Source organism: Allobosea sp. R86505, assembly GCF_042466375.1.
Lineage (GTDB): Bacteria > Pseudomonadota > Alphaproteobacteria > Rhizobiales > Beijerinckiaceae > Allobosea.
In genome coordinates this window covers 4275757-4301293 of record NZ_JAXHPY010000001.1, presented here as the reverse complement: position 1 = coordinate 4301293, position 25537 = coordinate 4275757, and the positions used below count along the sequence as shown (strand labels likewise).

The following is a 25537-nucleotide window of genomic DNA, read 5'->3' as shown; positions in this document are numbered from 1 at the left end:
GCGGGTGCGCGATTCGTCGCTGGCGATCGCCCGGCAAGCGGCGCCCCCTGCGCGACGAGGATGAGAGCATGGACGCGAGCTGCCGCTTCGGCATCGAGGAAGAGTACTTTCTGTCCGATGCGGCGAGCCGTGGGATCGTGCGCAAGGTCTCGCCCGCCTTCCTCGCGGCGGCTCACGAGGCCTTTCCGGATGAAGTGCAGCGCGAGATGCTGCAGTCCCAGATCGAAGTGGCGACACCGGTCTGCAGCTCGATGGCCCAGGCGCGCGAGGCTCTGACGACTCTGCGCACGGGCCTGGCCGGCCTGGCGCTCGAGCACGACATGCTGCTTCTGGCCTGCGGGACCCATCCCAGCGCCGCCTGGTCGCGGCAGCGCGCGACCGACGCCTCCCGCTACGACGCTGTCATGCGCGATCTGCAGATGCTGGGCAGCCGCAACCAGCTTTGCGGGCTGCACGTCCATGTCGAGGTCGCCGACGAGGACGAACGCATCCGGCTGATGGCCCGCATCATGCCGTTCCTGCCGCTGCTGCTGGCGCTCTCAACCTCCTCGCCCTTCTGGCAGGGCAGACGGACCGGGCTGATGGGCTATCGTCTCGCGGCCTATGGCGAGCTGCCGCGGACGGGCCTCCCTGATCTCTTCGCCGAACCGGTGGACTACCGCGCCTATGTCGACACCATGGTCGCGGCGGGTGCGATCAAGGATGCCAGCTATCTCTGGTGGGCGATTCGCCCGTCCGACAAGCATCCCACGCTCGAATTGCGGATCGCCGACAGTTGCACGCGTCTCGACGACACGCTCGCCATCGCCGCGCTCTATCGCTGCCTCGTTTGCCATCTGCTGCGAAACCCCGCGCTGAACCGCGGGCTGACCGCCGCCTCGCGTGCGATCGCGGCGGAGAACCTCTGGCGCGCGCAGCGCTACGGCATTCATGGCGGACTGGTGGACGAGGCCAGCCGCAGCATGCGCAGCGTGCCGAGCCTGCTGGAGGATCTCGTCGCGCGCCTCGCCGAGGACGCGCAGGCGCTGGGCTGTACCGCCGAACTGGAAGCCTGCCGCGCGATTGCGGCGCAGGGCACGAGCGCGGACGTCCAGCTCGCGGTCTATGAGGAGGCACGCGCCCGCGCCGGTGGGCCGGCGGCGGGCCTCGCCGCCGTGATCGACTGGATCGCATCCGAGACCCGGCTCAACCGGACCGGCTGGGGACGGGGAACGTAAGACGGGCGCGGCGCAGCCTGAGGCTGGCGGAGCCCTGCGCCGGAGGGGCGGCGCCCCCGCGCGAATGCGCGGCGTAAGGTCGTTGTCGCGGGTTCGCGGCTCGCCTATGTCTGGCGCACCCGGAGCCTGAGATCCGCCTTGCCAGACCGGCGCGGCGAGCCTGGCCGTCCTGTTGTTCTGCCGGAGCACCCATGGCTCGCGACCTGTCCAATTCGACCCCGATCGGGTCCAAGACCGAACTGATGTCCTGGATCGCGGCCGGGGAGAAACCGCCCTCGGCCTTCCGGCTCGGCACCGAGCACGAAAAATTCCCGTTCTACCGGGATGACCTCTCCCCGGTGCCTTATGAGGGGCGCAAGGCCGCCGGGGGACGTCCCGCCGCGGGCGGCATTTGCCATCTGCTGGAGGGGATGCAGGGCAAGCTCGGCTGGGAGCCGATCGTCGACGCCGGTCATGTGATCGGCCTCGCCGGTCCCGATGGCGGCGGCGCCATCTCGCTGGAGCCGGGCGGCCAGTTCGAGCTGTCGGGCGCCCCGGTCGAGACACTGCACCAGACCGCGGCGGAACTCGCCGGCCATCTCGACGATCTCAAGGCGGTCGCCGAGCCTCATGGCATCGGTTTCGTCTCGCTCGGTCACTCGCCGCTCTGGACCCGGGCCCAGACGCCGATGATGCCGAAGAGCCGCTACAGGATCATGGCCGACTACATGCCGAAGGTCGGCTCGCGCGGCCTCGACATGATGTTCCGCACCTGTACGGTCCAGGTGAACCTCGATTTCGCCACCGAGGCCGACATGGTCAGGAAGCTGCGCGTGGCGCTGGCCCTGCAGCCGCTGGCCACGGCCCTGTTTGCGTCCTCCCCCTTTTCGGAGGGCCAGCTCAACGGCTTCCAGTCGATGCGCTCGGAAATCTGGCGCGACACCGACAAGGCCCGCTCGGGCATGCTCGCCTTCGCCTTCGACGAGGCGATGTCCTACGAGGCCTATGTCGATTGGGCGCTCGACGTGCCGCTGTATTTCGTCAAGCGCGGCGACACCTATCACGACGTCGCGGGCGCCTCCTTCCGCGATCTCATGGCGGGACGCCTGCTCCAGCTTCCCGGCGTGACGGCGACGATTTCGGATTGGGCCAATCATCTCGGCACGCTGTTCCCCGAGGCGCGCCTGAAGCGCTTCCTCGAGATGCGCGGTGCCGATGCCGGCCCGCCGGAACTGCTGAATGCGCTGCCCGCGTTCTGGGTCGGGCTGCTCTACGACCAGGCGTCGCTCGACGCCGCCTGGGATCTCGTCAAGGGCTGGAGCGAGGCCGATCGCCAGGCGCTGCGCGATGCGGTTCCCCGGCAGGGGCTCGCCGCGACCGTCGCTGGCCGCAGCCTGCGCGAGATTGCGCGCGAGGTGCTCGCCCTGTCGCGGTCCGGGCTCGCCCGCCGCGGACGGCGAGACGAGGCCGGGGCCGACGAGACGGGTTTCCTCGATCCGCTCGACGCCATGGTTGCTGCCGACAGGGTCCTCGCGCAGGATCTGGTGGAGCGCTATCGCGGCGCCTGGAAGGGGCGGATCGAGCCGCTTTTCGAGGATCTCAGTCTGTAGCGAGCGGCGTCGGGCGAAAATCCAACTCTTTGTCGGCTTTGAAGCGATCACGTTAACGGTTTGGCTGCGATTATCCGCTAGCGTCCGGTGTCATGAAACGGATCGTCGCCCTTCTTGCCGATTTCGGCCGGGACCAACGCGGTGCCACGGCCATCGAGTATGCCTTCATCGCGGCCTTGATGTCGGTCGCGACGATCGCGACGATCACTCAGATCGGCTTGAATGTCGGCGACCTGACGTCACGGGTGATGGCCGGCCTGAACTGAAGCGCCCCTCGATCCTACTCCGCCGCCGTCTTGAAGCTCGCCAGATTGTCCAGGCTCTGGATGATGTGCTCCGCCAGCGCGTTGGACAGCACCGAGGGGTCGAAGCGCGTCCGCAGCAGACCGATCTTGCAGGAGGGCAGCGTCGCGAAGCCCTCCCCGGGCCCCAGAATTCGCATGCCTGGCCGGACGGCGCTCTCCGGCAGCACGGAGACCGCGAGCCCCGCGACGACGGCGGCGCCGACCGCGGTCGAGTTCCAGCTTGCATAGAGCACGCGGAAGCGCCGCCCCTTGTTTTCCAGCGCGTCGACCGCCGCCTGCCGCCAGTTGCAGTTGGGCCGCCCCAGCGCCAGCGGCAGCGGGTCCTCCTCGTGCACGCCATGCCGGGCCGAAGTGACCCAAAGCAGCGGCTCGATCCGGATGATCTCGCCCTGTCCGCGGCTCTCGACATGGGTGATGATGGCGAGGTCGATATCGCCGGTGGCGATCCGCTCCGCCAGCATCGGCGTCGGCTCGCAGACCACCGTCACCTCGGCGCGCGGATTTGACCGGGCAAATCGCGCCAGGATTTCCGGCAGATAGCGGTCGGCGTAATCATCGGGCACGCCGAGCCTGATGCGGCCCTTGAGGTCGGCATCGGTGAAGCTCGCGACGCATTCGAGGTTCAGCCGCACGATCCGCCGCGCATAATCCAGCAGGCGCTCGCCATCCTCGGTCAGCTTGGCATGGCGCCCGTCGCGCCCGAACAGAGGCCGCCCGACGCGCTCCTCGAGCCGCTTCATCTGCATCGAGACCGCCGACTGCGTCTTGAACACGATCTCGGCCGCGCGGGTGAAGGAGCCGGTATCGGCGATCGCCACGAAGGTCTTGAGCTGGTCGGCGTCGAGCACATGAGCCATCGAAAACCCTCGCGTTCGGTCCATCAATATCCGTGTTGTCAAGGATCATAAGCATTCGTTTGGCTGATGACCAGCGGAAAGCTAACCTCCTGGCATCATCCGCTGCTGCAAAACGGTGCGTCCAGGCCGGAGCGCGATGCCCGCCCTCGTCCGTCCACAGGAGGCCGTCATGCTGCTCATGACATTCGCCACGAAGTCGCTCTCGTCCGTCTCGGCCGGGGCCACGCGTGTCGTGACCCTCACGCTCAAGCCGGTGAATGCCATAGTGAAAGCCCTGATCCATCGCCGAGAGGTGATGCGCCTGGGCGAACTCGACGAGCGCGGCCTCAAGGACATCGGGCTCGTCCGCTCCGATCTCGACGGCGCGCTCTCGGTCTCCTGGCTGTCGGATCCGTCGCTGATCCTGGCCGAGCGCTCCAGCGCCCGTCATGGCGTGGCGTCGCTGCGGCGTCAGGCGGCGCTCCGGCAGGCGGAAACCGCCGCGGCGCCCCGCGCTCCGGCGCGGGGAACCCCGGCCGAGCCGCCCGCCCTGTCGGGCGCCCCCTCTCATTCGGTTGCGTGCAGCGCCTGACCCCTTGGGGCTGCACGTTCCTGCGGGCGGAGGCTTCGTGCCTCCGCCCTTTTTCTGTCCGGCGGTCAGCGCCGGCCCGGCCCGCCGAACATCGTGTCGAAGATCGACTTCATCGCCTGCTGATGGCTGTCCTGCACCTGTCGCCCGGTCTCGAACATCTGGTTGAGCGCGTCGAGACCGATCGCACCCGGCCCCGCGCCGGCGGGAGGTGCCTCATCTTGCGGCTCCGGTTCCGGCGCCGGGCGCGCCGCGCGCCGCTCTGGCTCTGGCGGGGCCTGGGCGCCGCCGAGCATCCCGGTCAGGATCTGGCCGAACATCCCGCCCATCTGGTCCATGCCCATCTGCCCGCCCGGCATCTGGCCGCCGCCGAAGGGCCCGCCGCCCTGGGTCTGCCCGCCGGCGGGCGCCTGGGCGTTCCCGAACAGGTTGCCGAGGATCGCCTCGAAGGGGTTGGCCGGGCTCTGTGGCTGCGGCGCCGGGGCCGGCTGCATCCCCGGCATCTGGCCACGCATCATCTCGGAGAACTGGCCGAGAATGCCGCCGAGCCCGTTGCTTTGCGCGGACTTGGTCAGCCCGCCCATCACCATCGCGGCGATCACCGGCAGCATCTGCTTCAGCACGGCCTGGCCGACGCCACTGGTCGCGGCCGCCTGCGCCGCGACCGCATTGCTGACCTCCTTCGAGCCGAAGAGCTGGCTCAGCACATCCGTGCCGGCGCTGCGGGCATTGTCGGGAATGCCGTCGCCATTCGCATCGAAAATCCGGCCGAAGGGCGAGGCGGTCATCATCTGCGCCAGCGAGCCGAAGGCATAAGGGTCCTGGGTCTGCCGCTGCAGGCCCATCGAGAAGGCGGGCAGCAGCGCCTCGATCGCGGCCTGCGTCTGCATCTGGCTCAGCCCGTATTGCCGCGCGAGGTTCTCCATCGCCTGGCCGTTCTGGGCCTGCTGCATCATCTCGAACAGGTTCATCATGGCGCACCTCCGGCTGCTGCGCGGTCTGTCGCCGCCTGAAGGCTGTGACGATAGCAGTGTCGGGAGGCGAGGCAAGCGAGGCGCCCGCCGCTCAGCGGCCGGCGCCTGCCGCCTGCCGCTCCAGCCGGGCGATTCCGCGATAGGCGAAGACCAGCGCCAGCACGCCGAAGGCGACCGCGCCGAGCGCCGAGCCGACGAGCGCGCCCTTCGGCCCGGCATACTGCGCGCCGAGCCAGGCCAGCGGGATCGTGCCCAGCGTCGCGCGCCCCCAGCTGAACAGCGTCGACAGCAGCGGCATGCCGAGATTGTTGAAGGCGGCGTTGGCGACGAAGAGCAGGCCGACGAACACCCACATCGGCCCGACGACGAGGCAGAAGAAGGTGAGCAGCTCGGCCGTCAGCCCGGTCGCCCCGAAGGCGCCCGCGATCGGCCCGCGCGCCAGCGCCAGCACCACCCCGGCGACGACGACGCAGCCAATCGCGAACTGCACCGAGGCGGTCAGCCCGGCGCGCATCCGGTCGAAGCGCCCGGCGCCCCAGTTCTGCGCCAGGATCGGCCCGACCGCCCCGGTCAGCGCGAACAGCACGCCGAAGGCCACCGGCACGAGCCGGTCCATGATCGCCAGCGCCGCCATCGCGCTGTCGCCGAAGCGGGCGAAGATGCTGGCGAAGACCGCATTGGCGATCGGGTTCGACAGATTGGTCAGGATCGCCGGTCCCGCAATGGCGAAGGTGCTCGCGCCGTCGCGTCTCAAGCCCGCCAGGCTCGGCCGCGCGACCATGTCGTGGACCCGCACCGCCCCATACAGCCCGGTCGCGACGATGACGACGCGCGCGATCACGATCGCGATGGCCGCACCGTCCGGCCCCAGCCCGAGGCCGAAGATCAGCAGCGGATCGAGCCCGGCGGTGACGATGCCGCCTCCCAGCGTCACGAACATGGCACGGCGGGCGTCGCCGACGGCGCGCAGCACGCCCGAGAGCCCCATGCCCAGCGCCATCAGGACGTTCGAGGGCAGCACGATCCACAGAAAGGAGAGCGCGACGCGGTAGGATTCGTCATGGGCGCCGAGCAGGCGCAGAAGCCAGGGCAGGGCGGGCAGCGCGATCGCCGTCAGCGCCAGCGCCGCCAGCGCCATCAGCACCAGCGTCGAGGCGGCGATCCGCCGCGCTCCGGCGCGGTCGCCGGCGCCCAGTGCGCGTGCCGTCAGCGCCGAGACCGCGATCATCAGCCCGATATTGATCGAGATCATCAGGTAGAGGACGATCGTGGCGAAGCCGACGCCGGCGGTCGCCTCCGGCCGTCCCAGCCAGGAGACGTAGAGCAGCGACAGCAGATCGACGACGAAGATCGCCATCAGCCCGACGGCGCCCGTCCCGGTCATGACCGCGACATGGCGCATCAGCGACCCGCTGACGAAGACGGCCGTCGGGGGCGTGGCCCGGAGGTTCACCGGCCAGGCTCGCTGCGGGAGCCGGTGCAGGTGGTCGACGCGGGAGAGCGTTCGGCTGGCATGGCGCGTCGGCGGGCTCCGGCGGGAGGCAGGGTGCGGGGATCCGTCGCCTTCTCTAGGCTGTCGCACGCCGGCAGGCGAGGGGCATCGTCGCCGCCCGGCGATGCGGCCCGCCTTTCTTGACATCGCCCGCGCCACGCCGAAAGAAGACCGCTGTCCAACCGGAGCCCCGCGTGACCAAGCCGCCGCTCGATATCCTGCTCTGTGCCCCGCGCGGCTTCTGCGCGGGCGTCGTGCGCGCAATCGACGCGGTCGAGAAGGCGCTGACGCTGCATGGCGCCCCGGTCTATGTCCGCCACGAGATCGTTCACAACAAATACGTGGTCGAATCGCTGAAGCGGAAGGGCGCCGTCTTCGTCTCCGAACTGGCGCAGGTGCCGGATGCGACGCGGCCGGTGATCTTCTCCGCCCATGGCGTGGCCAAGTCCGTGCCGGCCGAGGCGAATGCCCGCAACCTCTTCGCCATCGACGCGACCTGCCCGCTCGTCACCAAGGTCCATCGCGAGGCCGAGGTCCATCACAAGCGCGGGCGCCACATCCTGCTCGTCGGCCATGCCGGCCACCCCGAGGTGATCGGCACGATGGGCCAGCTGCCGCCGGGCGCGATCACCCTGATCGAGACGCTGGAGGATGTCGCGGCGCTGACGCCGCCCGCGGGCCAGCCGCTCGCCTATGTCACGCAGACCACGCTCTCGGTCGACGACACCCGCGGCATCGTCGAGGCGCTGCAGGCGCGTTTCCCGGAGCTGATCGCGCCGCACAAGGAAGACATCTGCTACGCCACCACCAACCGCCAGGAGGCGGTCAAGCGCGTCGCCCCGCAGGTCGAGGCGCTGATCGTCGTCGGCTCGCCGAACTCCTCGAACTCGCAGCGCCTGCGCGAGGTCGCCGAGCGCGCCGGCTGCCCGGTGGCCCGGCTCGTGCTGCGCACTGACGAGATCGACTGGGAGGCGTTCGGCGCCATCCGCACGCTCGGCATCACCGCCGGCGCCAGCGCGCCGGAGGTGCTGGTCGAGGAGATCATCGACGCCTTCGCTGAACGTTACGAAGTCCGCGTCGAGACGGTCTCCACCGCCGACGAGAACGTCTTCTTCCCGCTGCCGCGCGAATTGCGCGATGCGCCCGCAGCGGCCGAGTGAGCGAGAACCGTTTTGGCCGTCTACACCGAAGTACCCGATGACGAGATGGCGGCGTTCGTCGCCCGCTACGGCATCGGCGACCTCCTCTCCGCCAAGGGCATCGCCGAGGGCGTCGAGAACTCGAACTACCTGCTGCACACGACTGAGGGGTTCTACATCCTCACCCTCTACGAGAAGCGGGTGAACCCGGATGATCTGCCCTTCTTCCTCGGGCTGATGCAGCATCTGGCGGCGCGCGGGCTGATCTGCCCGCAACCGGTCAGCGACAGCCGCGGCGAGATGCTCGGCCGGCTCGCCGGGCGCCCGGCCGCGATCGTCACCTTCCTCGACGGCCTCTCCGTGCGCCGCCCGACCGCGACGCATTGCCAGGAACTCGGCCGCGGGCTGGCGCTGCTGCACCAGGCCGGGGGCGATTTCGGCATGGAGCGGGTGAACGTGCTCTCCGTGCCGGGCTGGCGGCCGCTCGCCGAGCAGGCCGGGCCGGCCGCCGACACGGTGTCGGCTGGCCTCGCGGGCCGCGTCGCGGCCGAGATCGCGGTGCACGAGGCCGGCTGGCCGGAAGGGCTGCCGCGCGGCGTCATCCACGCTGACCTCTTCCCCAACAACGTCTTCTTCCTGAAGAACAGGCTCTCGGGGCTGATCGACTTCTATTTCGCTTGCACCGATGCCTTCGCCTATGATCTCGCGATCTGCCTGAACTCCTGGTGCTTCGAGGCCGACGCCTCATTCAACCTGACCAAGGGCCAGGCCATGCTCGCCGGCTATGAGAGCGTGCGCCCGCTGACGGAACCCGAGATCGAGGCGCTGCCGCAGCTCTGCCGGGGCTCGGCGCTGCGCTTCCTGCTGACCCGGCTGGTCGACTGGCTCAACGTCCCGCCGGGCGCGCTGGTCAAGCCGCATGACCCGCTCGAATACGACCGCAAGCTCGCCTTCCACCAGCGCGTCGCCGATGCCCGCGACTACGGGCTGAGGCGATGAGCGAAACGTCGTCCGAAAGCTTGCCGGCCCAGGCTCCTCCCTTCCCCCTTGTGGGGAAGGGTATGGGGATGGGGGTGGTTCTGCTTGGTGACCGCTCACCGAGCGGCCCGACCCCCACCCCTGCCCCTCCCCACAAGGGGAAGGGGTTCCCCGCGGGTCCCCCTCCAACGGTGACCCTGCCATGACTGACGCCGTGGAAGTCTGGACGGACGGCGCCTGCTCCGGAAACCCCGGCCCCGGCGGCTGGGGCGTCATCCTGTCCTACAAGGGCACGCAGAAGGAGCTTTCCGGCGGCGAGGCGATGACCACCAACAACCGCATGGAGCTGATGGGGGCGATCGCGGCGCTGGAATCGCTGACGCGGCCCTGCACCGTCGCGCTCCACACCGACAGCCAGTATCTGCGCCAGGGCATCACCGCCTGGATCCATGGCTGGAAGAAGAACGGCTGGAAGACCGCCGACCGCAAGCCGGTCAAGAACGAGGAGCTCTGGAAGCGCCTCGACGCCGCGCTCAAGCAGCACAGGATCGAGTGGAAATGGGTCAAGGGCCATGCCGGCGACCCGATGAACGAGCGCGCCGACGAACTGGCCCGCGCCGGCATGGCGCCGTTCAAGCCGGGGCGGTGACGATCGCGGCCTGAGCACCGGGCCCGGACCCATGCCCCATCCCTTCATTCGAATGGGGGATGTGCAGGCGGCGCTGCTGCGCGACCCTGATCCGCTCGAGGCCAGGCGGCATGGGAAGCACGCGATGAAGCACTTTTGCGTTCTGGCTCTGGCTCTCGCGGCTCCGCTTCCGGCCGTCGCGGAAGCCTTGTTCGTCTCCTGCGACAACGGGCGACGCTGCGCACGCGCGCCTTGCCCGTCGCGGGACGTCGTCCTGTTGCCGTCGGGCAAGCGCTATGCGCTGACCGCCCCCCGCCTCGAGGATGTCTCGCCGGCGGATATCCGGCTGCTGAACCAGCGACACGGGCTCTATGAGGGCACGATCGTCCTCGGCGGCATCGTCGAGGACGGGCCTCCGGTCCGGATCGTCGCCAGGCGGGTGGTCCGCGCCGCGACGGCACGGGAGGCGGCGCTTTGTCGCCGGAAGGCGTCGCGCTGACGTCCGATCGCGCCACCGCGTTCGCGAAGAGGTCTTGCGTCGAAGCGGCCTCAGATGGCCAGGCGGTTGGCGTCGATCCGCAGGGTAATGATGGCGCCGTCCTCGCTCCAGTCGCGCGTGACGCTGCCGTTGAGCTGTGACTGCATGCTGCGCGTCAGCATCCGGCTGCCATAGCCGGTCGTTTCGGGCGGCGTGGCGATGCGCGGCCCGCCGCGCTCGGTCCAGACGAGCACGATCTCGTCTCCTTCCGCGACGCAGGAGACGTCGAGTGTCCCCGTCACCGCCGACAGGGCTCCGTATTTCACGGAGTTCGTCGCGAGTTCGTGCAGGACCATGGCGAGCGAGGTCGCGCCGCTCTCCCCCACGGACATGCGCGGAACCGCCACCCTGATGCGCCCGCTGAACGCGGCCTCATCGTCATAGGGCGCGAGCAGGATCGTCAGGAGGTCACCGAGCAGGGCGCCGTTTTCCTTCCGGCCCGCCACTGGGCGGACGAGGTCATGCGCCCGTCCCAGCGCCGAGAGCCGGCTGATCAGTTCGCCCGCCATGTGCTCGGCCGAGGTCGCCGAGCGCGAACTGATCGAGGTCAGCGCCGTGGCCATGCTGAGCAGGTTCTTGACCCGGTGGCTCATCTCGCCGGCCAGCAGTTCATTGGCCTCTTCGGCCTGCTTGCGGCCCGTGACGTCGAGAAAGACGCCGAACATGACCCGGCCTTCGATATCGGCGTCGTCGCCCTGGCCCCGCGCCGAGATCCATTTGATCACCTCGCCGGTCATGATCCGGAAATCGATCTCGTAGGAACCGACGATGCCCCGCGTCGCCGCGAAGGCCTCGCGCACGCGGTCCCGGTCGGCGGGATGGATCTTGGCCGAGAGTTCCTCGAAAACGATCGTGGGCGCCGGCGTCAGGTCCCAGAGCGCGAAGCCGTGCTGGTCCATGGTGAACTGGTCGCTGTCGACGTTCCATGACCACAAGGCGATGCCGGCGGCGTCGATCGCCAGCCTGAGGTGGCGCGGGGGCCACTGCGCGGACCCGGTCGCACCGTTGGGATTATGTAACGTTTTCAATGATCAGCGCCGATTTGAAAAATAACTGCGCTATACTGACATATTTGCAAACAAAAACGCTGAACTATATCGCGATACGATCGTTCTGCTTTCTTAACGAAAGTTTTCGCACATGCCAGAAATTGTCGTGCTGATCGTCGACGACGAGCCGCTGATCCGGATGGACCTGGCCGACATGGTCAGGGATGCCGGCCATGTCGTGCTCGAAGCGGCCGATGCGGACGAGGCGATTGCGCTGCTCGAAGCGCATCCGGCCATCCGCATCCTCGTGACTGACATCGAGATGCCCGGTTCGATGAACGGTTTGAAACTGGCCGCCGCGGTGCGCGATCGCTGGCCGCCCGTCGCGATCATCGTCACCTCGGGGCGGATCCAGCCTGCGGCGCATCAGATGCCTGCGGCGGCCGTGTTCCTGGACAAGCCCTATCGCGCCGCCGCCATGTCGGCGGCGCTCGACGCGGCGGCAGCGTCGCTCCCGCCCGCCCGCTGAAGCGCGCTGTGAACCGGATGACGGCCGGCGCCCCGGTGGTCGCTCTGTCGCGGATCGTCTTCGTCAGCGCGGGGCGCCGTCATGCCCGTGGGCCGTGATGCTGTGCGGCATCAGTCGCAGCGCGCCGGCGATGATCAGGATCGCCGCCGGCAGCACGAGATAGCTCGCGTCGAGCGGAGTCTCGACGCTCGCCAGATCGGTCGCATAGTCGACGATCAGAAACACCAGGATCGCCTGGCAGAAGGTGCTCTTGAGTTCGCCCATCTCGCTGGGCTTGATCCAGCCCGGCAGGCTGCGCGATGCAAAGAAGCTCTCCTGGATGACGAAGGAGGCCAGCACCTTGGTGCCGAGCAGCATCAGGATGATCGCGAACAGGCATTCGTCGATCGTCTTCATCACCAGCGAGATCGTGCTCTGGGCATGATCCTGGACGAGCATGGCGCGTACGGCCGCGACGACGTTGAATCCGGCCTCGCCGAGCAGGACGAGCGCGCCGGCCATCATCCCCAGGGCGGCGAGGGCGATGACCGCCCTTATGGCCACGCTCGCTGCACGCATCGTCGTTCCCCCGCCTGTCCCGTCACCCGCCCGGGACCATCCGGGAATAGGGGCTGGCGCACGCTGCGTCCATGCCCCGCGGGGCCAGGTCCTCAGCCGAGCGGCTGACGATAGACGATGAAGCCGGACCTGTCGGCGACCTTGTCGTAGAGCGCCTGCGCCTGCGCGTTGCTCTCATGCGTCTGCCAGTAGACGCGGAAGCAGCCCTTGGCCTGCGCCATCTGCCGGACAGCCTCGATCAGCCCGCGCCCTGCGCCGGTGCCGCGCGCCTCGGGCGCGGTGAAGAGATCCTGCAGATAGCAGATGTCCCGGCTGTTCCAGGTGGAGCGGTGGATCACCCAGTGGACGATCCCGATCAGAGCGCCCTCGCGCTCCGCCACGAAGCCGCCCATCGGCTCGGTCCCGCCGGTCAGCCGGGCGAAAGTGACGTCGTCTGTCCCGGCCGGCAGCGTCGCCTTGTAGAAGGTGAGGTACCCCTGCCAGAGCGGGTCCCAGCCGGCGCGGTCGGCGGCGGCGAGGGGGCGGATGGTCAGGGCAGTCATGGGATGGCTCCGGCGGTCTCGGAAGAGCCTAGCGCCGGCCCGCCGGGCTGTCTCATGACGAAGCGAGATCGGATCGATCAGTGGGGGGCGGAGTGAAATCGGTTGTCGGTCCGTTCGCAGCCCTCGTTGCCTCAATTTCTGACGATGTCTCGGATAGTGCCCGCTCCATGGCGAACGAACTGATCACTCTGGCCGAATGTCACTCAAGCGACCTGGCAACCTTCAAGAGGGAGCTTCAGGACGCCTTCGCTGTTGCGGTCATCGACGAATTTGGCGATCTGCCCGACGGGCCGATCCCATCGGATGAGGATTTGAACGATGCCTGCACGGCGTCCGGCTCTGTCGTCTTGCGCATCCTGCTTGACGGTCAAAAAATCGGCGGCGCTGTCGTGATGATCAATCAGGAAACGCAGCGAAATCGTCTCGATTTGCTCTTCGTCAAGACGGGCTACCACGGCCGCGGCCTTGGGTTAAAGGCTTGGTTGGCCATCGAGAAACGATATGAGCAGACCAGAATTTGGCAAACGCACACGCCTTACTTTGAGAAAAGAAACATTCACTTCTACGTCAATAAATGCGGTTTCGAGATCATCGAATTCTATAACAAATATCATCCCGATCCGCATCGTCTCGCGGGAGCGGGTGAATTTCCGGGGGACGACGACGCATTTCAGTTCGAGAAGATCATGAGGACTGAATAGGCTGGGCCCCCGGTTAACAGCCTCTTCCGCGACCTTGGGAGCATCTGTCTAGCCAGTCAGCCGCCCCCGCCCACCCAGCAAAAAGCCCGCGCCATCCTTCCGGACGACGCGGGCTCGATCGGGAAACGCCTGCGCTCAGAGCTTTTCGAGCAGCGCCTCGGCGCCGGAGATCTCGGCCTTGCCGGGGCCGTCCTCGACGTTCAGCGCGGCGACGACGCCGTCCTTGACGATCATCGAGTAGCGCTGCGAGCGGGTGCCCAGCCCGAAGCCCGAGCCGTCGAGCGAGAGGCCGATCGCCTTGGCGAAATCGGCATTGCCGTCGGAGAGGAACTCGATCACGCCGGCGCCGCCGGTCGCCTTGGCCCAGGCGTCCATGACGAAGACATCGTTGGTGCTGGTCACCATGATCGCGTCGACGTTCTTGGCCTTGATGTCGGCCGCCTTGGCGAGGAAGCCCGGCAGATGGTTCTTGTGGCAGGTCGGCGTGAAGGCGCCGGGCACGGCGAAGAGCACGACGGTCTTGCCGACGAAGAGCTCGTCGGTCGTCTTGGCCACCGGCCCCTCGGCGCCCATGAGCCGGAACGTCACCTGGGGAAGCTTGTCACCCACCTTGATGGTCATTGGCCTGTTCTCCGTGAAGGGTCGCGGCAGCCTGCCGCCCGGCTCACGGATTAGGGCTTGGCGGCGGGGATGTCGAGGTCGAGCCGGGTCTCGATCGCGGCGGGCTTTCCGCGCACGGTGATGATGAAGGGGATCGGGCCGGCGGCCCCCTTCGGCCGGTCGACGATCCGCAGCAGCGCCACCGTCGTGCCGTCGGGCTGGGCGCTCAGGGTCGGCTTGCCGAAGGCCCACATCCCGGCCCCCTCGATGAAGACGTCTTCGACCTTCCCCTCCGGCGGGGCCTGCAGGACAAGGCGAAGCCCGGGCTCGATCGCGCCGACGTCGAGCTTGGCCTCCAGCACCGAGAGCCTGTTCCGGCCAGGGCCGAGCTTGACCGGAGCCGGCACGCGCGTCTCGAAGCTCTCCAGCCGTGGCGAGCTCACGGAGGTGACACCCGGCTCAAGCCATAGGCTGGCCTCTCCCTTCACGGGTATGCAGATCTTCTCGCAGACGGCGAAGTCGAGCTTCAGAACCAGCATCACCGGCTTGGCCGGGTCGACCGGCTGGACCGAGACGGGGATCACCACCTCGCCGACATAGCCGAGCGAATCGCCGTTGCCGTCCTCGAAGCGCTCCGGCGCCGGCCAGCGCACGTCGAGCCCGCCGATATTGGTCGAGCCGCTCCAGTCGAACACCGGCGGCACGCCGAAATCGCCGGGGCTGCGCCAATAGGTCTTGTAGCCCGGCGCCATCAGGATCTCGATCCCGACGCGCTGCTTTCCGGAGGCGGCGGTCGCACCCGCGATGAGACGCAGCGACGCGTGGTCACCCTTGGACCAGGGCGACATCGCGGCCTCCTGCGCCAGGGCGGCCAGGGGCAGCGCGGCGGACAGCGCCGCGAGGAGAGCGAGAATGCGTTTCACAGCAGACATTTACGAGGCTTAGACGAGAATTGCGACAGAATCCGCGCCGCTCCGTCGAACAATCGCGTGATCGGCATTGCGGCGAGCGTTTCACAGCCCCGCGATCGACCTGTCAGGAGGCTGCGCGGAACGCCGCGTTGGCTGTTTCCAGCGCGATGAAAAGTGATCTAGCATGGCGCCATGAAGATCGGCTCGAACCAGCGCCTCAGCGGCCGCAGCTATCTCGACGGGCAGTGCCTGATCGCCATGCCCGGCATGGCCGATACGCGCTTCAGCCGCAGCGTCGTCTATGTCTGTGCCCATTCCGAGGACGGCGCGATGGGCATCATCGTCAACAAGCCCGCCGCCGATACCCGCTTCCCCGATCTCCTGGTCCAGCTCGATCTCATCCCCTCCGAGGAACTGATCCGCCTGCCGAGCCAGGCCGAGAAGCTCCAGGTGCTGCGCGGCGGCCCGGTCGAGACCAAGCGCGGCTTCGTGCTGCACACCGCCGACTTTTTCCTCGAATCGGCGACGCTGCCGATCGATGACGGCATCTGCCTGACCGCGACACTCGACATCCTCCGCGCCATCGCCATCGGCAGCGGGCCCGAAAATGCCGTTCTGGCGCTGGGCTATGCCGGCTGGGGCGCCGGCCAGCTCGAATCCGAGATCCAGGCCAATGGCTGGCTGCACTGCGCCGCCGACCAGGCCCTGCTCTTCGACGACGGCATCGACACGAAATACACCCGCGCGCTCGGCAAGATCGGCATCGACCCGGCCTTCCTGTCCAGCGAAGCGGGCCACGCCTGAGGCGATTGGCCGTCTACGGCCGCCGTCTGTCGGATTCCGACACAAGCGCCGCGTGGATGCAGTCGGCAAATGGCCCATACCGCCCTGCATGTGCGGCTTTCGACGCCTCCATCCAGCTCTCGCGGACGACACGGGTCAGTTCGATCGGATGGCCGGCCTGTCGGGCGACAGCCTCAAGATAGAGCGCCTGCGTCCGGCCATTCCCCTCGCGAAACGGGTGGACATAGTTGATGTCGCCGATGATTTCGCCGGCCTTGTCGGCGAAGGCGCGCGCCGACAGATTGCGAAGGTACCCCGCCGCGACGATGCGCCTGTGAACATCGGCCATTCCCGTGCCGATGTATTGCCGGAACTGGAAGGGGTTGCCGCCCTTGGCGATCTCGACCGTTCGAAGCTCGCCGGCCCAGTCGTAGACGTCCTGGAAGAGATGCCGGTGGATGGCGCGCAGATGAGCGAGATCGAAATCGCCCCTGGGTGTGCCTTCCTCGATCCGCTGGACGACCGAGCGTCTTTCGTAACGGTCGAGGGCGAAAGGGTCGGTCAGACCAAGCTTGTTCTTCAGCACCCTGTGGTCGGGCGGATAACAGTAAACCGGGTCGCTCATTCCGCCGCGACGGCGGCGTGCGCTTTGGCCGCCTGATCGCGGATATAGGCCCGCCGCCTGTCCGGCGACCAGCCTTCGCGCTCGAACATCTCGAACATCGCCACATCGGCGGAATCGAGTGGATTGTCCTCGATCGCCTGGAGGTGCATCGCGACCAGCCGCCGCTCGCGTGCGCGTTCGGCGTCCGCCTCTGTCAATCGATCCGGTGCGTGATCCATGGTCACCATCTTAGCAGATCAGGCCTTTGAGGGCCATCGGCGACAGGCGTGCGCACCAGTTCAAGCCGCCTCGCTCGAACTCGCCGCCGCCGCGCCCATCAGCCGGCGCGCCTCGGCTGCACTCATCGGCTGGCCGAAGATGTAGCCCTGCGCGTACTGGCAGCCGAGCTGGTAGAGCTCGATGGCATCCGACTCCGTCTCGGCGCCTTCGGCCACCACGTCCATGCGCAGATCGGCGGCGAGTTGCACGATCGAGCGCAGGATCACCGGCGGCTTGCCGTTGCCCATCTGGCGCACGAAGCTCTGGTCGATCTTGATCGTGTCGAAGGGGAAGCGCTGCAGATAGGACAGGGACGAATAGCCCGTGCCGAAATCGTCGAGCGACAGGCCGGCGCCGAGGTCGCGGATGCGCGAGAGCATCTGCGCGGCATATTCCGGGTTCTCCATCACCAGGCTCTCGGTGATCTCGAGCTTGAGCGTTCCGGGCAGGATACGCCGCCGCGACAGCACCGTCTTCACGTCATGCAGAAGATCATGCCGCAGCAACTGCCGGCTCGACACGTTGACGCTGGCGAAAATCGGAGGATCGACGTCGAGCGCCGCCTGCCAGGCCTCGAGTTCGCGCGCCGTGCGGTCCATCACATAGACCCCGAGATCGACGATCAGCCCCGTCTCTTCGGCAATGGCGAGGAAGTCCGCCGGCATCAGCCGCCCCTCGCGCGGATGGTCCCAGCGCACCAGCGCCTCGAAACCGGCGATGGTGCGGTCCTCCAGCCGGACGATCGGCTGGTACATCACCTGAATCTCGCCGCGCTCGATCGCCCGCCTCAGATCGCTCTCCAGCGCCAACCGGTCGTTGCGGTCGGTCCGCATCGCCGGCACGAAGACCTCGATCTTGTTGCCGCCCTGGCGTTTGGCGTGGGCCATAGCGAGTTCGGCGTTCTTCAGCGCGTCGTCCTTGCGCGCCGCCGGCGCCGGATCGAACAAAGCGAGGCCGATCGAAGGCGTCAGCAGGATCTCGCGCTCGGCGAAGGTGATCGGCGTGGAGACGGCCCGGCGCACCAGTTCCGCCAGCGCCAGGATGCGCTCGGGGTCGCGCTCTGAGACCAGGATCATCGCGAAGGTGTCGCCGCCGATCCGCGCCAACGTGTCCTGCGCCCGCAGCAGCCGGCCGAGCCGCCGCGCCAGCGTCAGCAGGATCGAGTCGCCGGCGGAGAAGCCGACCAATTCGTTGACCTGCTTGAAGCGGTCGATGTCGATGACCAGCACCGTCGGCCGGATGCTCTCATCGGCGCGGCAGAAGCCAAAGACAGCCGATAGTCGGTCCTGGAACAGCTTGCGGTTGGGCAGGCCGGTGAGGTTGTCGTGCACGGCGTCGTGCAGCATGCGCTCCTGCGCCGTGCGCTGCTCGGTGACGTCGGCGAGCGTGCCGATGACCCGGACCACTTCGCCGTCGGAGCCGATCACCGGCCGCGCCTTGAGATTGAACCAGTGATAGTTGCCGCCGGCGGCCCGCAGCCGCAGATCGGGATTGAGCTTGCCGCGGCGCTGTTCCAGCACGGCATCGAGCGAGACACGATACCGGTCGCGGTCGGCGACATGCATGTGCTCGAACCAGCGCGAGGCGGAGCCTTCGAGCGCGCCGCGCGGCAGGCCCAGCAGCGTCTCGATCTGCGGCGAGACGAAGATCTTGTCGGCGCTGACATCCCAGTCGAAGACGAGGTCGCCCGAGCCCGACAACGCCAGCGCCCGCCGCTCGGTATCCGAGACCAGCCCCTGCGACAGGCCGCTGCCGGCAAAGGCGTGCTGGATGACGGTGAAGCCGATCAGCAGCACGATCAGCACCAGCCCGCCCAGCAGGGCCGGCGCAACGAGATCGCGCTGGAACTGGCCGGTCACGGTAAAGCCCGCCGCCGTCACCCAGACCGCGAGCAGGAACCAGGTCGGGATCAGCATCACCGCCCGCTCATAGCCATGGGTGGCCAGATGCAGGATCAGCACGAAGCCGACCGCCGCCACGGCGGCAATCGAGATGCGCGCGATGCCCGACGCCATCGGCGCGTCGACGACGGCCAGCCCGACCAGCGCCGCCAGCCCCAGCATCCAGACGATGGTGACGTGGCTGTAGCGCACATGCCAGCGCGCCAGGTTGAGATAGGCGAAGAGGAAGACGAGCAGCGTCGCCGCGAGCACCACCTCGGCACCGGCGCGGTAGATGCGCTCGATCGCCGGCGTCAGCGGGAAGATGCGCTGGAAGAAGCCGAAATCGAGGCCAGCATAGGCCAGAACCGCCCAGGCCAGCGCCGCCGCGGCGGGAAAGATCACCGCACCCTTGACGACGAAGATGATCGTCAGGAACAGCGCCAGCAGGCCGGCGATGCCGATGATGATGCCCTTGTAGAGGGTCAGCCCGTTGGTCTTCTGGCGATAGGCTTCCTGCTCGTAGAGATAGAGCTGCGGCAGGTTCGGGGATTTCAGCTCGGCGACGAAGGTCACCGTCGTACCGGGGTCGAGCGTGATGAGGAAGACGTCGGCATCGGGGCTGGCCTCGCGCTCGGGGCTGAGGCCCTGGCTGGCGGTCACGGCCTCGATGCGCTTGTCGCCGAGATCAGGCCAGATCACGCCCGAGCCGATCAGCCTATGGAAGGGCGCGACCAGCAGCCGGTCGATCTGCTCGTCGGAATCATTGGTCAGCGCGAAGACGATCCAGTCCGGTCGCGCGCCCGATTCGCGGGCGCGCACCGCGATGCGGCGCACGATGCCGTCCGGTCCCGGCGCGGTCGAAATCTGGATGACGTCGCCATCGGACTTGTTGCGCTCGACGATGCTGGTCAGGTCGAGCACCGGCGCATCGACGGGCACGCGCACCGCTTCCACCGCCGCGGCCGGGCTGGCGGCAGCGAGAACGAACCAGAGCGCGAGCCCGGCGACGGCGAGGCCGAAGCGGAGGCATCGGTCGGTGAGGGTCAAGCTGCGCTCGTATCTGGAACGGGGAACGGTCATGCGGCGTCGGGAGCCAGTCCTATCGGCGGCTCGTGGCGAGGGCAAGGCATGGCGGGTGCGGCCTCCCCAGCCTTCGCCGCTCCGGCTCATCGTCCCTCGCCCGGCAGCCGGTCGCTGGCGAGCGCGGCGTAGAGCAGATGGTCGGCCCAGGCGCCGTTGATGCGGAGATAGGAGCGGGCCAGCCCCTCATGTCGGAATCCGACGCGTTCGAGCAGGCGGCGCGAGGGCTCGTTGCTGGGCAGGCAGGCCGCCTCGACGCGGTGAAGCGCCAGGTCCTGGAAGGCGAAGCGCAGCGCGCCGCGCACGGCCTCGCTCATATGGCCCTTGCCGGCATGGCGCGCGCCCATCCAGTAGCCGAGCGTGCAGGCCTGGGCGACGCCGCGCCGCACCAGCCCGAGCGTCAGCCCACCCAGCAGCGCGTCGGTGCGGGCATCGATCACGAACAGCGAATAGGCCTCGTCGGCGGCGATCTCGCGCGCTGCGCGCTTGACCCGCAGGCGGAAGGAGGTCCGCGTCAGGTCGTCCTCGTTCCAGACCGGCTCCCAGGGCGTCAGGAAGTCCCGGCTCTCCATCCGCAGCAGCGACCATGCGGCGTAGTCGCCGGCCTGCGGCGCGCGCAGGATCAGGTTCGAGGTCCGGATCAGCGGGCGTGTCGGCGGCTCGGTCGAGAAGCGGAACAGCGCCATGGTGTCACGCGCCCGCCCGCGCCGCGTGTTTGAGCGCCTTGGCAGGCGGCAGGCCCTTGAGCGGGCCGACCGCGGCTACCGTCGGCTGGTGACCGAGCAGCGAGCGACCCGCCGCCCGCACATCCTCCAGTGTGACCGCATCGAGCCGTGCCGCCAGCTCCTCGCGCGGGATCGCCCGGCCGAAGAGCAGCACCTGCCGCGCCATCTGGTCGAGCTTACCGCCGGGGCTCTCCAGCGAGGCCAAAAGCCCGACCTTCATCTGTGCCCGCGCACGCGCGACCTCGGCTTCCGTCGTGTCCTCCGCCGCCTGCCGCAGGCAGGAAAGCGCAACCTCGATCAGCTCGCCGACATCCTCCGGCGCCGTCCCGGCCCCGATGCCGAAGACGCCGCAATCGGAGAAGGGCCAGTGGAAGGCGTCGATCGCATAGGCGAGGCCGCGCTTCTCGCGCACCTCCTGGAACAGCCGCGAGGACAGCCCGCCGCCCAGCACCGAGGAGAAGATCTGCAGCGGGTAGTGCGCGCCGTCCTTGAAAGCCTGGCCGGGAAAACCGAGCACGAGATGGACCTGCTCCTCGTCGCTGCCGACGCGGGCCTCGCCGCCGCGATAGTGGCCCTCCTCGCGCAAGGGGAGGGTCGCGGGGCTGGCGGGCAGGGCGGCGAGATGTTTCTGCGCCAGTGCCACCAGTTCGTCGTGATCCACCGCGCCCGACGCCGCCAGCACCATGTTGCCGGCATGGTAATGGCGCGCGAGATAGGCGCGAATCGCGTCCGGCGTGAAGCTCTTCACCGTCTTGGCGGTGCCCAGGATCGGCCGGCCCAGTGGCTGGTCGGGAAACGCCGCCTGCAGGAAGCGGTCATAGACGAGATCGTCCGGCGTATCCTGCACGGCGCCGATCTCCTGCAGGATCACGCCCTTCTCGCGCTTCAGCTCCTCCTCGGTGAGCGAGGAGGCGGTGAGGATGTCCGAGAGGATGTCGACCGCCAGCGGCAGGTCGGAGCCGAGCACGCGGGCGGTGTAGCAGGTGTATTCGACCGAGGTCGCGGCGTTGAGATCGCCGCCGACGCTCTCGATCTCCTCGGCGATCTCCAGCGCGCTGCGCCGCGCCGTGCCCTTGAAAGCCATGTGCTCGAGCAGATGGGCGAGGCCGTGCTCATGGGGCAGCTCGTCGCGCGAGCCCGCGCCGATCCAGATGCCGAGCGAGACGGTCGCGGCATGGTCCATGCGCTGCGAGACGATCCGCAGGCCAGACGGCAGCGTGGTCAGGCCGACGGAGGGGTCGTGCGCGCCGCGCGTCCCGCTCGCCACGACCTCTCCGGTCTCGTCCGGGCCCGCCGCGCTCATCTCCGCGCTCATGCCGCGGCGCTCCGCACGGCCCGCGCCTTGGCGCGCACGAAGGCCTCGATCGCGCCCTGATCGTTGGGCAGCAGCGTGAAGCGTTCTTCCCGCTCCATCAGATCGGCAAGATGGGCCGGCAGTGCCGGGGTCTCGCCGCTGGCCTGCTTCACCGCGGCGGGGAACTTGGCGGGATGGGCGGTGCCGAGCACGACCATCGGCGTCGCCGGATCGCGCGCGAGCCCGCCCCGCGCCGCCGCGACGCCGACCGCCGTATGCGGATCGAGCAGATAGCCGGCCTCGCGCCAGGTCCGGCCGATCTCGGCCGAGGTCGCCGCCTCGTCGATGCCGACGGCGTCGAACTCGGCGCGGATGGCGGCCAGTGGCTCGGCTGCGATCTCGAAGCGCCCCGATTGCTGGAGGGACTGCATCAGCCGCCGCACGGCCGCACCGTCCCGGCCATGCACCTCGAACAGCAGCCGCTCGAAATTCGAGGAAATCTGAATGTCCATCGAGGGCGAGGTCGTGGCGTGCACGCCCTTCATCTCATAGGCGCCGCTGGCGAGCGTGCGCGCCAGAATGTCGTTGCTGTTGGTGCCGATCAGCAGCCGCTCGAACCGGCAGCCCCATCCGCTTGGCGACGTAACCCGCCAGCACGTCGCCGAAATTCCCCGTCGGCACAGCGAAAGACACCTTGCGGCCGGGCGCGCCGAGCGAGACGGCCGAGGTGAAGTAATAGACCACCTGTGCCGCGATGCGGGCCCAGTTGATCGAGTTCACGCCCGACAGGCCGATCTCGTCGCGGAAGGCGTGGTGGTTGAACAGCGCCTTCACCAGGTTCTGGCAGTCGTCGAAGGTGCCCTCGACCGCGACCGCATGGACGTTGTCGGCTTCGACCGTCGTCATCTGCCGGCGCTGCACGTCCGAGACGCGGCCCTGCGGATAGAGGATGAAGACGTCGACCCGCTCGAGGCCCTTGAAGGCGTCGATCGCCGCCCCGCCGGTATCGCCCGAGGTCGCGCCGACGATGGTGGCGCGCTCGCCGCGCAGCTTCAGCACATGGTCCATCAGCCGCCCGAGCAGCTGCATCGCCACATCCTTGAAGGCGAGCGTCGGCCCGTGGAACAGCTCCAGAACGAAGAGATTGTCGCCGATCTGGTTGAGCGGGCAGACGGCCGGGTGCCGGAAGGTGGCATAGGCCTCCGTGATCATCGCCGACAGCGCCGACCCCTCGACATCGCCATCGGCCAGCGCGCCGATGATCCGCTCGGCGACGTCGGCATAGCTGCGGCCTGAAAAGCCGGCGATCTCGTCTGGCGTCAGCGTCGGCCAAGCCTTGGGCACATAAAGTCCGCCATCGCGGGCGAGCCCGGCCAGCAGCGCATCGGAGAAGGAGAGGGCGGGAGCCTCCCCGCGGGTGGACACATGCAGCACGGCGTCTTGTCTCGGTGATCTGGCGTGATGTCGGCGTGGGACAGCTATAGGCCCGCCGGGCGGCGAGGGCAAAGCATTGAACACGGCTGAGGCCCATCAGTTCACGCGACGCAGCCTCAACCCACCCCGTCATCCTGGGCGACCGAAGGTCGACCGGGATCCATCATGGGGCGCCGCCGCGGCCTTATGATGGATCCCAGCCTGCGCGCCTTCGCCGTTTGGCCAGAATGACGGCCGAATGGATGACCCGGTCCATTCCCCTCAAACCGCATCGTCCTTCCTGCGCCCCTGCCAGGCAAACGCCGCAAACACCCCGATCAGCGTCAGTGCCAGCCCGAACCAGGTCAGCGCATAGGAGAGGTGGTTGTCGGGAATGCGCGCGATCAGCTCCTTCGCATCGACGCCGGCCGGGGGCGTCAGCCCGTCGCCCTGGCGCTCGGCCTCGAGATAGAACGGCGCGACCGCCCCCAAGCCGAGCGAGGCGGCGATGGCGGCGGGGTCGCGGGTGTAGAATTCGCGATTGGCGGGCAGGTCGGCCGGCGTAAAGGAGCCGCGGCCTTCCGGCGCGCGCAGGAAGCCGGTGACGGTCGCAGGGCCCGAGGCCGGCTTGATCTCGCCGAGTCTGCCTTCCGGGACGAAGCCGCGATTGACCAGGATGACGCCGCCATCATTGAGACGGAACCCCTGGAAGATCCAGCGGCCGAAGCCGGCGAGCTGGCGCGTGCCGCGCTCCCCGGCGGCAATGGTGGTGCGGACCCCGGCGAAGGGCCCGTCGATGAAGCGGCCGCTGGCGCTCACCCGCGTCAGGTCGAGCGCGGCGGGGTCCAGCGATGGCCAGCTCGCGGTGGCCGGCATGGCGGCGGGCGCGCCGGCGGCCTGGGCGGCGAGCCGGTCGATGAAGACGCGCTTCTCGCTCATCCGCGCGATCTGCCAGGAGCCCAGCGTGCACAGGATGGCGACGCCCAGAATTGAGAGCAGCGCCGGCCAGAGCAGGCGCGGGCGGGCCTCCTGCGGGGAGGGGGGAGAGGTTTCGCTCACGTCTCGCGCCTGCCTTCCTGCGCCTTGTGGACATATTGCAGCGAGACGGCGAGCCCCTTCATCGGCCGCAACAGGGCGAGACAGACGATCACCGCCAGCGGCAGCCAGATCATCATGTGAACCCAGATCGGCGGCTCATAGGCGATCTCAATATAGAGCGCCGCGCCCAGCACCGCGAAGCCCGCGATCAGCATGATGAACACCGCCGGCCCGTCGGCCGAATCGGCGAAGCTGTAGTCGAGGCCGCATGCCGCGCAGCGTGGCCGCACCTTGAGGAAGCCCTCGAACAGCTTGCCCTCGCCGCAGCGCGGGCAGCGGCCGGCGAGGCCGGTCGAATAGGGCGAGGGCAGATGGACGTGGTCGTCGGCCATGGCGGCCTCCTGAAAAGCGAAAGGCGGCCGAGGCCGCCTTTCAAGAACTGTCGGCTGCGCGGGCTCAGTGAGCGCCGGGCGTGCCCGCCGCCCAGACATAGATCGCGGCGAAGAGGAACAGCCAGACGACGTCGACGAAGTGCCAGTACCAGGCGGCGAACTCGAAGCCGAGATGCTGCTGCGGCTTGAAGTGGCCAAGATAGGCCCGGTACAGGCAGACCGCCAGGAAGATCGTGCCGATCACCACATGCGCGCCGTGGAAGCCCGTCGCCATGAAGAAGGTCGCGCCATAGATGTGGCCGCTGAAGGCGAAGGCGGCGTGCGAGTACTCGTAGACCTGGCAGATCGTGAACAGGACGCCGAGGATCACAGTCAGCCACAGGCCCTGCTTGAGGCCCTTGCGGTCGTTGTGGATCAGCGCGTGATGCGCCCAGGTCACCGTCGTGCCCGAGGTCAGCAGGATCAGCGTGTTGAGCAGCGGCAGATGCCAGGGGTCGAAGGTCTGGATGCCCGTCGGGGGCCAGACGCCGCCGGTGAACTCCTTGCGGGTGTAGTTGATCGCCTCGCCCGCGAAGAGGCTGGCGTCGAAGAAGGCCCAGAACCAGGCGACGAAGAACATCACCTCGGAGGCGATGAACATCAGCATGCCGTAGCGGTGATGCATCTGCACCACGCGGGTGTGATGCCCCTCCTTCTCCGCCTCGCGGACCACGTCCATCCACCAGGCGAGCATGGTGTAGAGCACGCCGAGCGTGCCGATTCCGAAGACGAGCGGGCCGAGCGTCATGCCGCCCAGCGTCATCGCCTTCATCCACATCACGGCGCCCGTCGCCATGACCGTCGCGCTGGTCGCGCCGACGAGAGGCCACGGGCTCGGATCGACGAGGTGGTAATCGTGGTTCTTGGTATGGGCCCCGGCCATCTAAAATCT

27 protein-coding genes and 1 pseudogene are annotated in these 25537 nt (G+C 68.3%); 11 read left to right on the top strand and 17 right to left on the bottom strand.

Annotated elements, in window-relative coordinates:
* Nucleotides 1-68: 68 nt before the first annotated feature.
* From SJY11_RS20795 to SJY11_RS20785, 3 genes are all read left to right on the top strand, one after another.
* Nucleotides 69-1217: a carboxylate-amine ligase gene (locus SJY11_RS20795; protein WP_376988639.1), complete on the top strand. Its 1149-nt coding sequence runs from the start codon at nt 69-71 to the stop codon at nt 1215-1217.
* A gap of 191 nt (nt 1218-1408) precedes the next feature.
* Complete coding sequence (locus tag SJY11_RS20790) at nt 1409-2806, top strand: glutamate--cysteine ligase (protein ID WP_376988638.1); 1398 nt, start codon at nt 1409-1411, stop codon at nt 2804-2806.
* Nucleotides 2807-2898: 92 nt separating this feature from the next.
* On the top strand, nt 2899-3072 hold the full coding sequence (locus SJY11_RS20785; protein ID WP_376988636.1) for a Flp family type IVb pilin: 174 nt from the start codon (nt 2899-2901) through the stop codon (nt 3070-3072).
* Nucleotides 3073-3086: 14 nt separating this feature from the next.
* On the opposite strand, the gene SJY11_RS20780 is transcribed toward SJY11_RS20785, so the two are convergent.
* On the bottom strand, nt 3087-3968 hold the full coding sequence (locus tag SJY11_RS20780; RefSeq protein WP_069054225.1) for a LysR substrate-binding domain-containing protein: 882 nt from the start codon (nt 3966-3968) through the stop codon (nt 3087-3089).
* A gap of 169 nt (nt 3969-4137) precedes the next feature.
* Between SJY11_RS20780 and SJY11_RS20775 the strand changes: the two genes are divergently transcribed.
* Complete coding sequence (locus SJY11_RS20775; RefSeq protein ID WP_376988635.1) at nt 4138-4539, top strand: DUF1127 domain-containing protein; 402 nt, start codon at nt 4138-4140, stop codon at nt 4537-4539.
* 65 nt (nt 4540-4604) lie between these two features.
* On the opposite strand, the gene SJY11_RS20770 is transcribed toward SJY11_RS20775, so the two are convergent.
* A complete protein-coding gene (locus SJY11_RS20770) occupies nt 4605-5510 on the bottom strand; it encodes a DUF937 domain-containing protein (RefSeq protein ID WP_376988634.1) in 906 nt (301 codons plus the stop codon).
* A gap of 91 nt (nt 5511-5601) precedes the next feature.
* Complete coding sequence (locus tag SJY11_RS20765; protein WP_376988633.1) at nt 5602-6963, bottom strand: MATE family efflux transporter; 1362 nt, start codon at nt 6961-6963, stop codon at nt 5602-5604.
* A 179-nt stretch (nt 6964-7142) separates the two neighbouring features.
* Between SJY11_RS20765 and ispH the strand changes: the two genes are divergently transcribed.
* The 4 genes from ispH (at nt 7143) to SJY11_RS20745 (ending at nt 10246) form a co-directional block, all read left to right on the top strand.
* A complete protein-coding gene (gene ispH, locus SJY11_RS20760) occupies nt 7143-8162 on the top strand; it encodes a 4-hydroxy-3-methylbut-2-enyl diphosphate reductase (RefSeq protein WP_376988632.1) in 1020 nt (339 codons plus the stop codon).
* A gap of 12 nt (nt 8163-8174) precedes the next feature.
* Complete coding sequence (locus SJY11_RS20755; RefSeq protein ID WP_376988631.1) at nt 8175-9140, top strand: homoserine kinase; 966 nt, start codon at nt 8175-8177, stop codon at nt 9138-9140.
* A gap of 181 nt (nt 9141-9321) precedes the next feature.
* Nucleotides 9322-9768, top strand: coding sequence for a ribonuclease HI (gene rnhA, locus SJY11_RS20750; protein WP_376988630.1), 447 nt, complete (start codon nt 9322-9324; stop codon nt 9766-9768).
* A gap of 124 nt (nt 9769-9892) precedes the next feature.
* Nucleotides 9893-10246, top strand: a complete 354-nt coding sequence (locus tag SJY11_RS20745) for a hypothetical protein (protein WP_376988629.1) — start codon at nt 9893-9895, stop codon at nt 10244-10246.
* Nucleotides 10247-10296: 50 nt separating this feature from the next.
* Here SJY11_RS20745 and SJY11_RS20740 read toward each other — a convergent pair whose 3' ends face one another.
* On the bottom strand, nt 10297-11313 hold the full coding sequence (locus SJY11_RS20740; protein ID WP_376988628.1) for a sensor histidine kinase: 1017 nt from the start codon (nt 11311-11313) through the stop codon (nt 10297-10299).
* Nucleotides 11314-11440: 127 nt separating this feature from the next.
* Here SJY11_RS20740 and SJY11_RS20735 point away from each other — a divergent pair, with 127 nt between their 5' ends.
* A complete protein-coding gene (locus SJY11_RS20735; protein ID WP_376988627.1) occupies nt 11441-11803 on the top strand; it encodes a response regulator in 363 nt (120 codons plus the stop codon).
* A 63-nt stretch (nt 11804-11866) separates the two neighbouring features.
* On the opposite strand, the gene SJY11_RS20730 is transcribed toward SJY11_RS20735, so the two are convergent.
* A complete protein-coding gene (locus SJY11_RS20730; RefSeq protein ID WP_376988626.1) occupies nt 11867-12361 on the bottom strand; it encodes a YqhA family protein in 495 nt (164 codons plus the stop codon).
* Between the two features lie 92 nt (nt 12362-12453).
* Nucleotides 12454-12903, bottom strand: coding sequence for a GNAT family N-acetyltransferase (locus tag SJY11_RS20725; RefSeq protein WP_376988625.1), 450 nt, complete (start codon nt 12901-12903; stop codon nt 12454-12456).
* 167 nt (nt 12904-13070) lie between these two features.
* On the opposite strand from SJY11_RS20725, the gene SJY11_RS20720 reads away from it, so the two are divergent.
* The gene (locus SJY11_RS20720; protein WP_376988624.1) at nt 13071-13604 is read left to right on the top strand and encodes a GNAT family N-acetyltransferase; all 534 of its coding nucleotides are present in this window, start codon (nt 13071-13073) and stop codon (nt 13602-13604) included.
* A 135-nt stretch (nt 13605-13739) separates the two neighbouring features.
* Here the strand turns inward: SJY11_RS20720 and SJY11_RS20715 are convergent, their stop codons facing one another.
* Nucleotides 13740-14225: a peroxiredoxin gene (locus SJY11_RS20715; protein ID WP_376988623.1), complete on the bottom strand. Its 486-nt coding sequence runs from the start codon at nt 14223-14225 to the stop codon at nt 13740-13742.
* A gap of 50 nt (nt 14226-14275) precedes the next feature.
* Nucleotides 14276-15136: a protein-disulfide reductase DsbD domain-containing protein gene (locus SJY11_RS20710; RefSeq protein WP_376988622.1), complete on the bottom strand. Its 861-nt coding sequence runs from the start codon at nt 15134-15136 to the stop codon at nt 14276-14278.
* 171 nt (nt 15137-15307) lie between these two features.
* Here SJY11_RS20710 and SJY11_RS20705 point away from each other — a divergent pair, with 171 nt between their 5' ends.
* Nucleotides 15308-15919 carry a YqgE/AlgH family protein gene (locus SJY11_RS20705; protein WP_376988621.1) on the top strand — a complete coding sequence of 204 codons (612 nt, stop codon included), beginning with the start codon at nt 15308-15310 and terminating at the stop codon, nt 15917-15919.
* Nucleotides 15920-15932: 13 nt separating this feature from the next.
* On the opposite strand, the gene SJY11_RS20700 is transcribed toward SJY11_RS20705, so the two are convergent.
* The 9 genes and pseudogenes from SJY11_RS20700 to SJY11_RS20660 all read right to left on the bottom strand — a co-directional run bounded on the left by SJY11_RS20700 (nt 15933) and on the right by SJY11_RS20660 (nt 25528).
* The gene (locus SJY11_RS20700; protein ID WP_376988620.1) at nt 15933-16523 is read right to left on the bottom strand and encodes a Fic/DOC family protein; all 591 of its coding nucleotides are present in this window, start codon (nt 16521-16523) and stop codon (nt 15933-15935) included.
* Nucleotides 16520-16741 carry a hypothetical protein gene (locus SJY11_RS20695; protein WP_376988619.1) on the bottom strand — a complete coding sequence of 74 codons (222 nt, stop codon included), beginning with the start codon at nt 16739-16741 and terminating at the stop codon, nt 16520-16522. Before SJY11_RS20695 ends, SJY11_RS20700 begins: the two co-directional genes overlap by 4 nt.
* 60 nt (nt 16742-16801) lie before the next feature.
* Nucleotides 16802-19744, bottom strand: a complete 2943-nt coding sequence (locus SJY11_RS20690; RefSeq protein WP_376988618.1) for an EAL domain-containing protein — start codon at nt 19742-19744, stop codon at nt 16802-16804.
* Between the two features lie 86 nt (nt 19745-19830).
* Nucleotides 19831-20430, bottom strand: a complete 600-nt coding sequence (locus tag SJY11_RS20685) for a GNAT family N-acetyltransferase (RefSeq protein WP_326907854.1) — start codon at nt 20428-20430, stop codon at nt 19831-19833.
* Between the two features lie 4 nt (nt 20431-20434).
* Nucleotides 20435-21784, bottom strand: coding sequence for a M16 family metallopeptidase (locus SJY11_RS20680; protein ID WP_376988617.1), 1350 nt, complete (start codon nt 21782-21784; stop codon nt 20435-20437).
* A pseudogene (thrC, locus tag SJY11_RS20675) lies at nt 21781-23197 on the bottom strand (threonine synthase). The gene SJY11_RS20680 and the pseudogene thrC overlap by 4 nt, the downstream one beginning before the upstream one ends.
* Before the next feature lie 261 nt (nt 23198-23458).
* Nucleotides 23459-24235: an SURF1 family protein gene (locus SJY11_RS20670; protein ID WP_376988616.1), complete on the bottom strand. Its 777-nt coding sequence runs from the start codon at nt 24233-24235 to the stop codon at nt 23459-23461.
* Nucleotides 24232-24606, bottom strand: coding sequence for a DUF983 domain-containing protein (locus SJY11_RS20665; RefSeq protein WP_376988615.1), 375 nt, complete (start codon nt 24604-24606; stop codon nt 24232-24234). Before SJY11_RS20665 ends, SJY11_RS20670 begins: the two co-directional genes overlap by 4 nt.
* 64 nt (nt 24607-24670) lie before the next feature.
* Nucleotides 24671-25528 carry a cytochrome c oxidase subunit 3 gene (locus SJY11_RS20660; protein WP_376988614.1) on the bottom strand — a complete coding sequence of 286 codons (858 nt, stop codon included), beginning with the start codon at nt 25526-25528 and terminating at the stop codon, nt 24671-24673.
* Nucleotides 25529-25537: the final 9 nt, after the last annotated feature.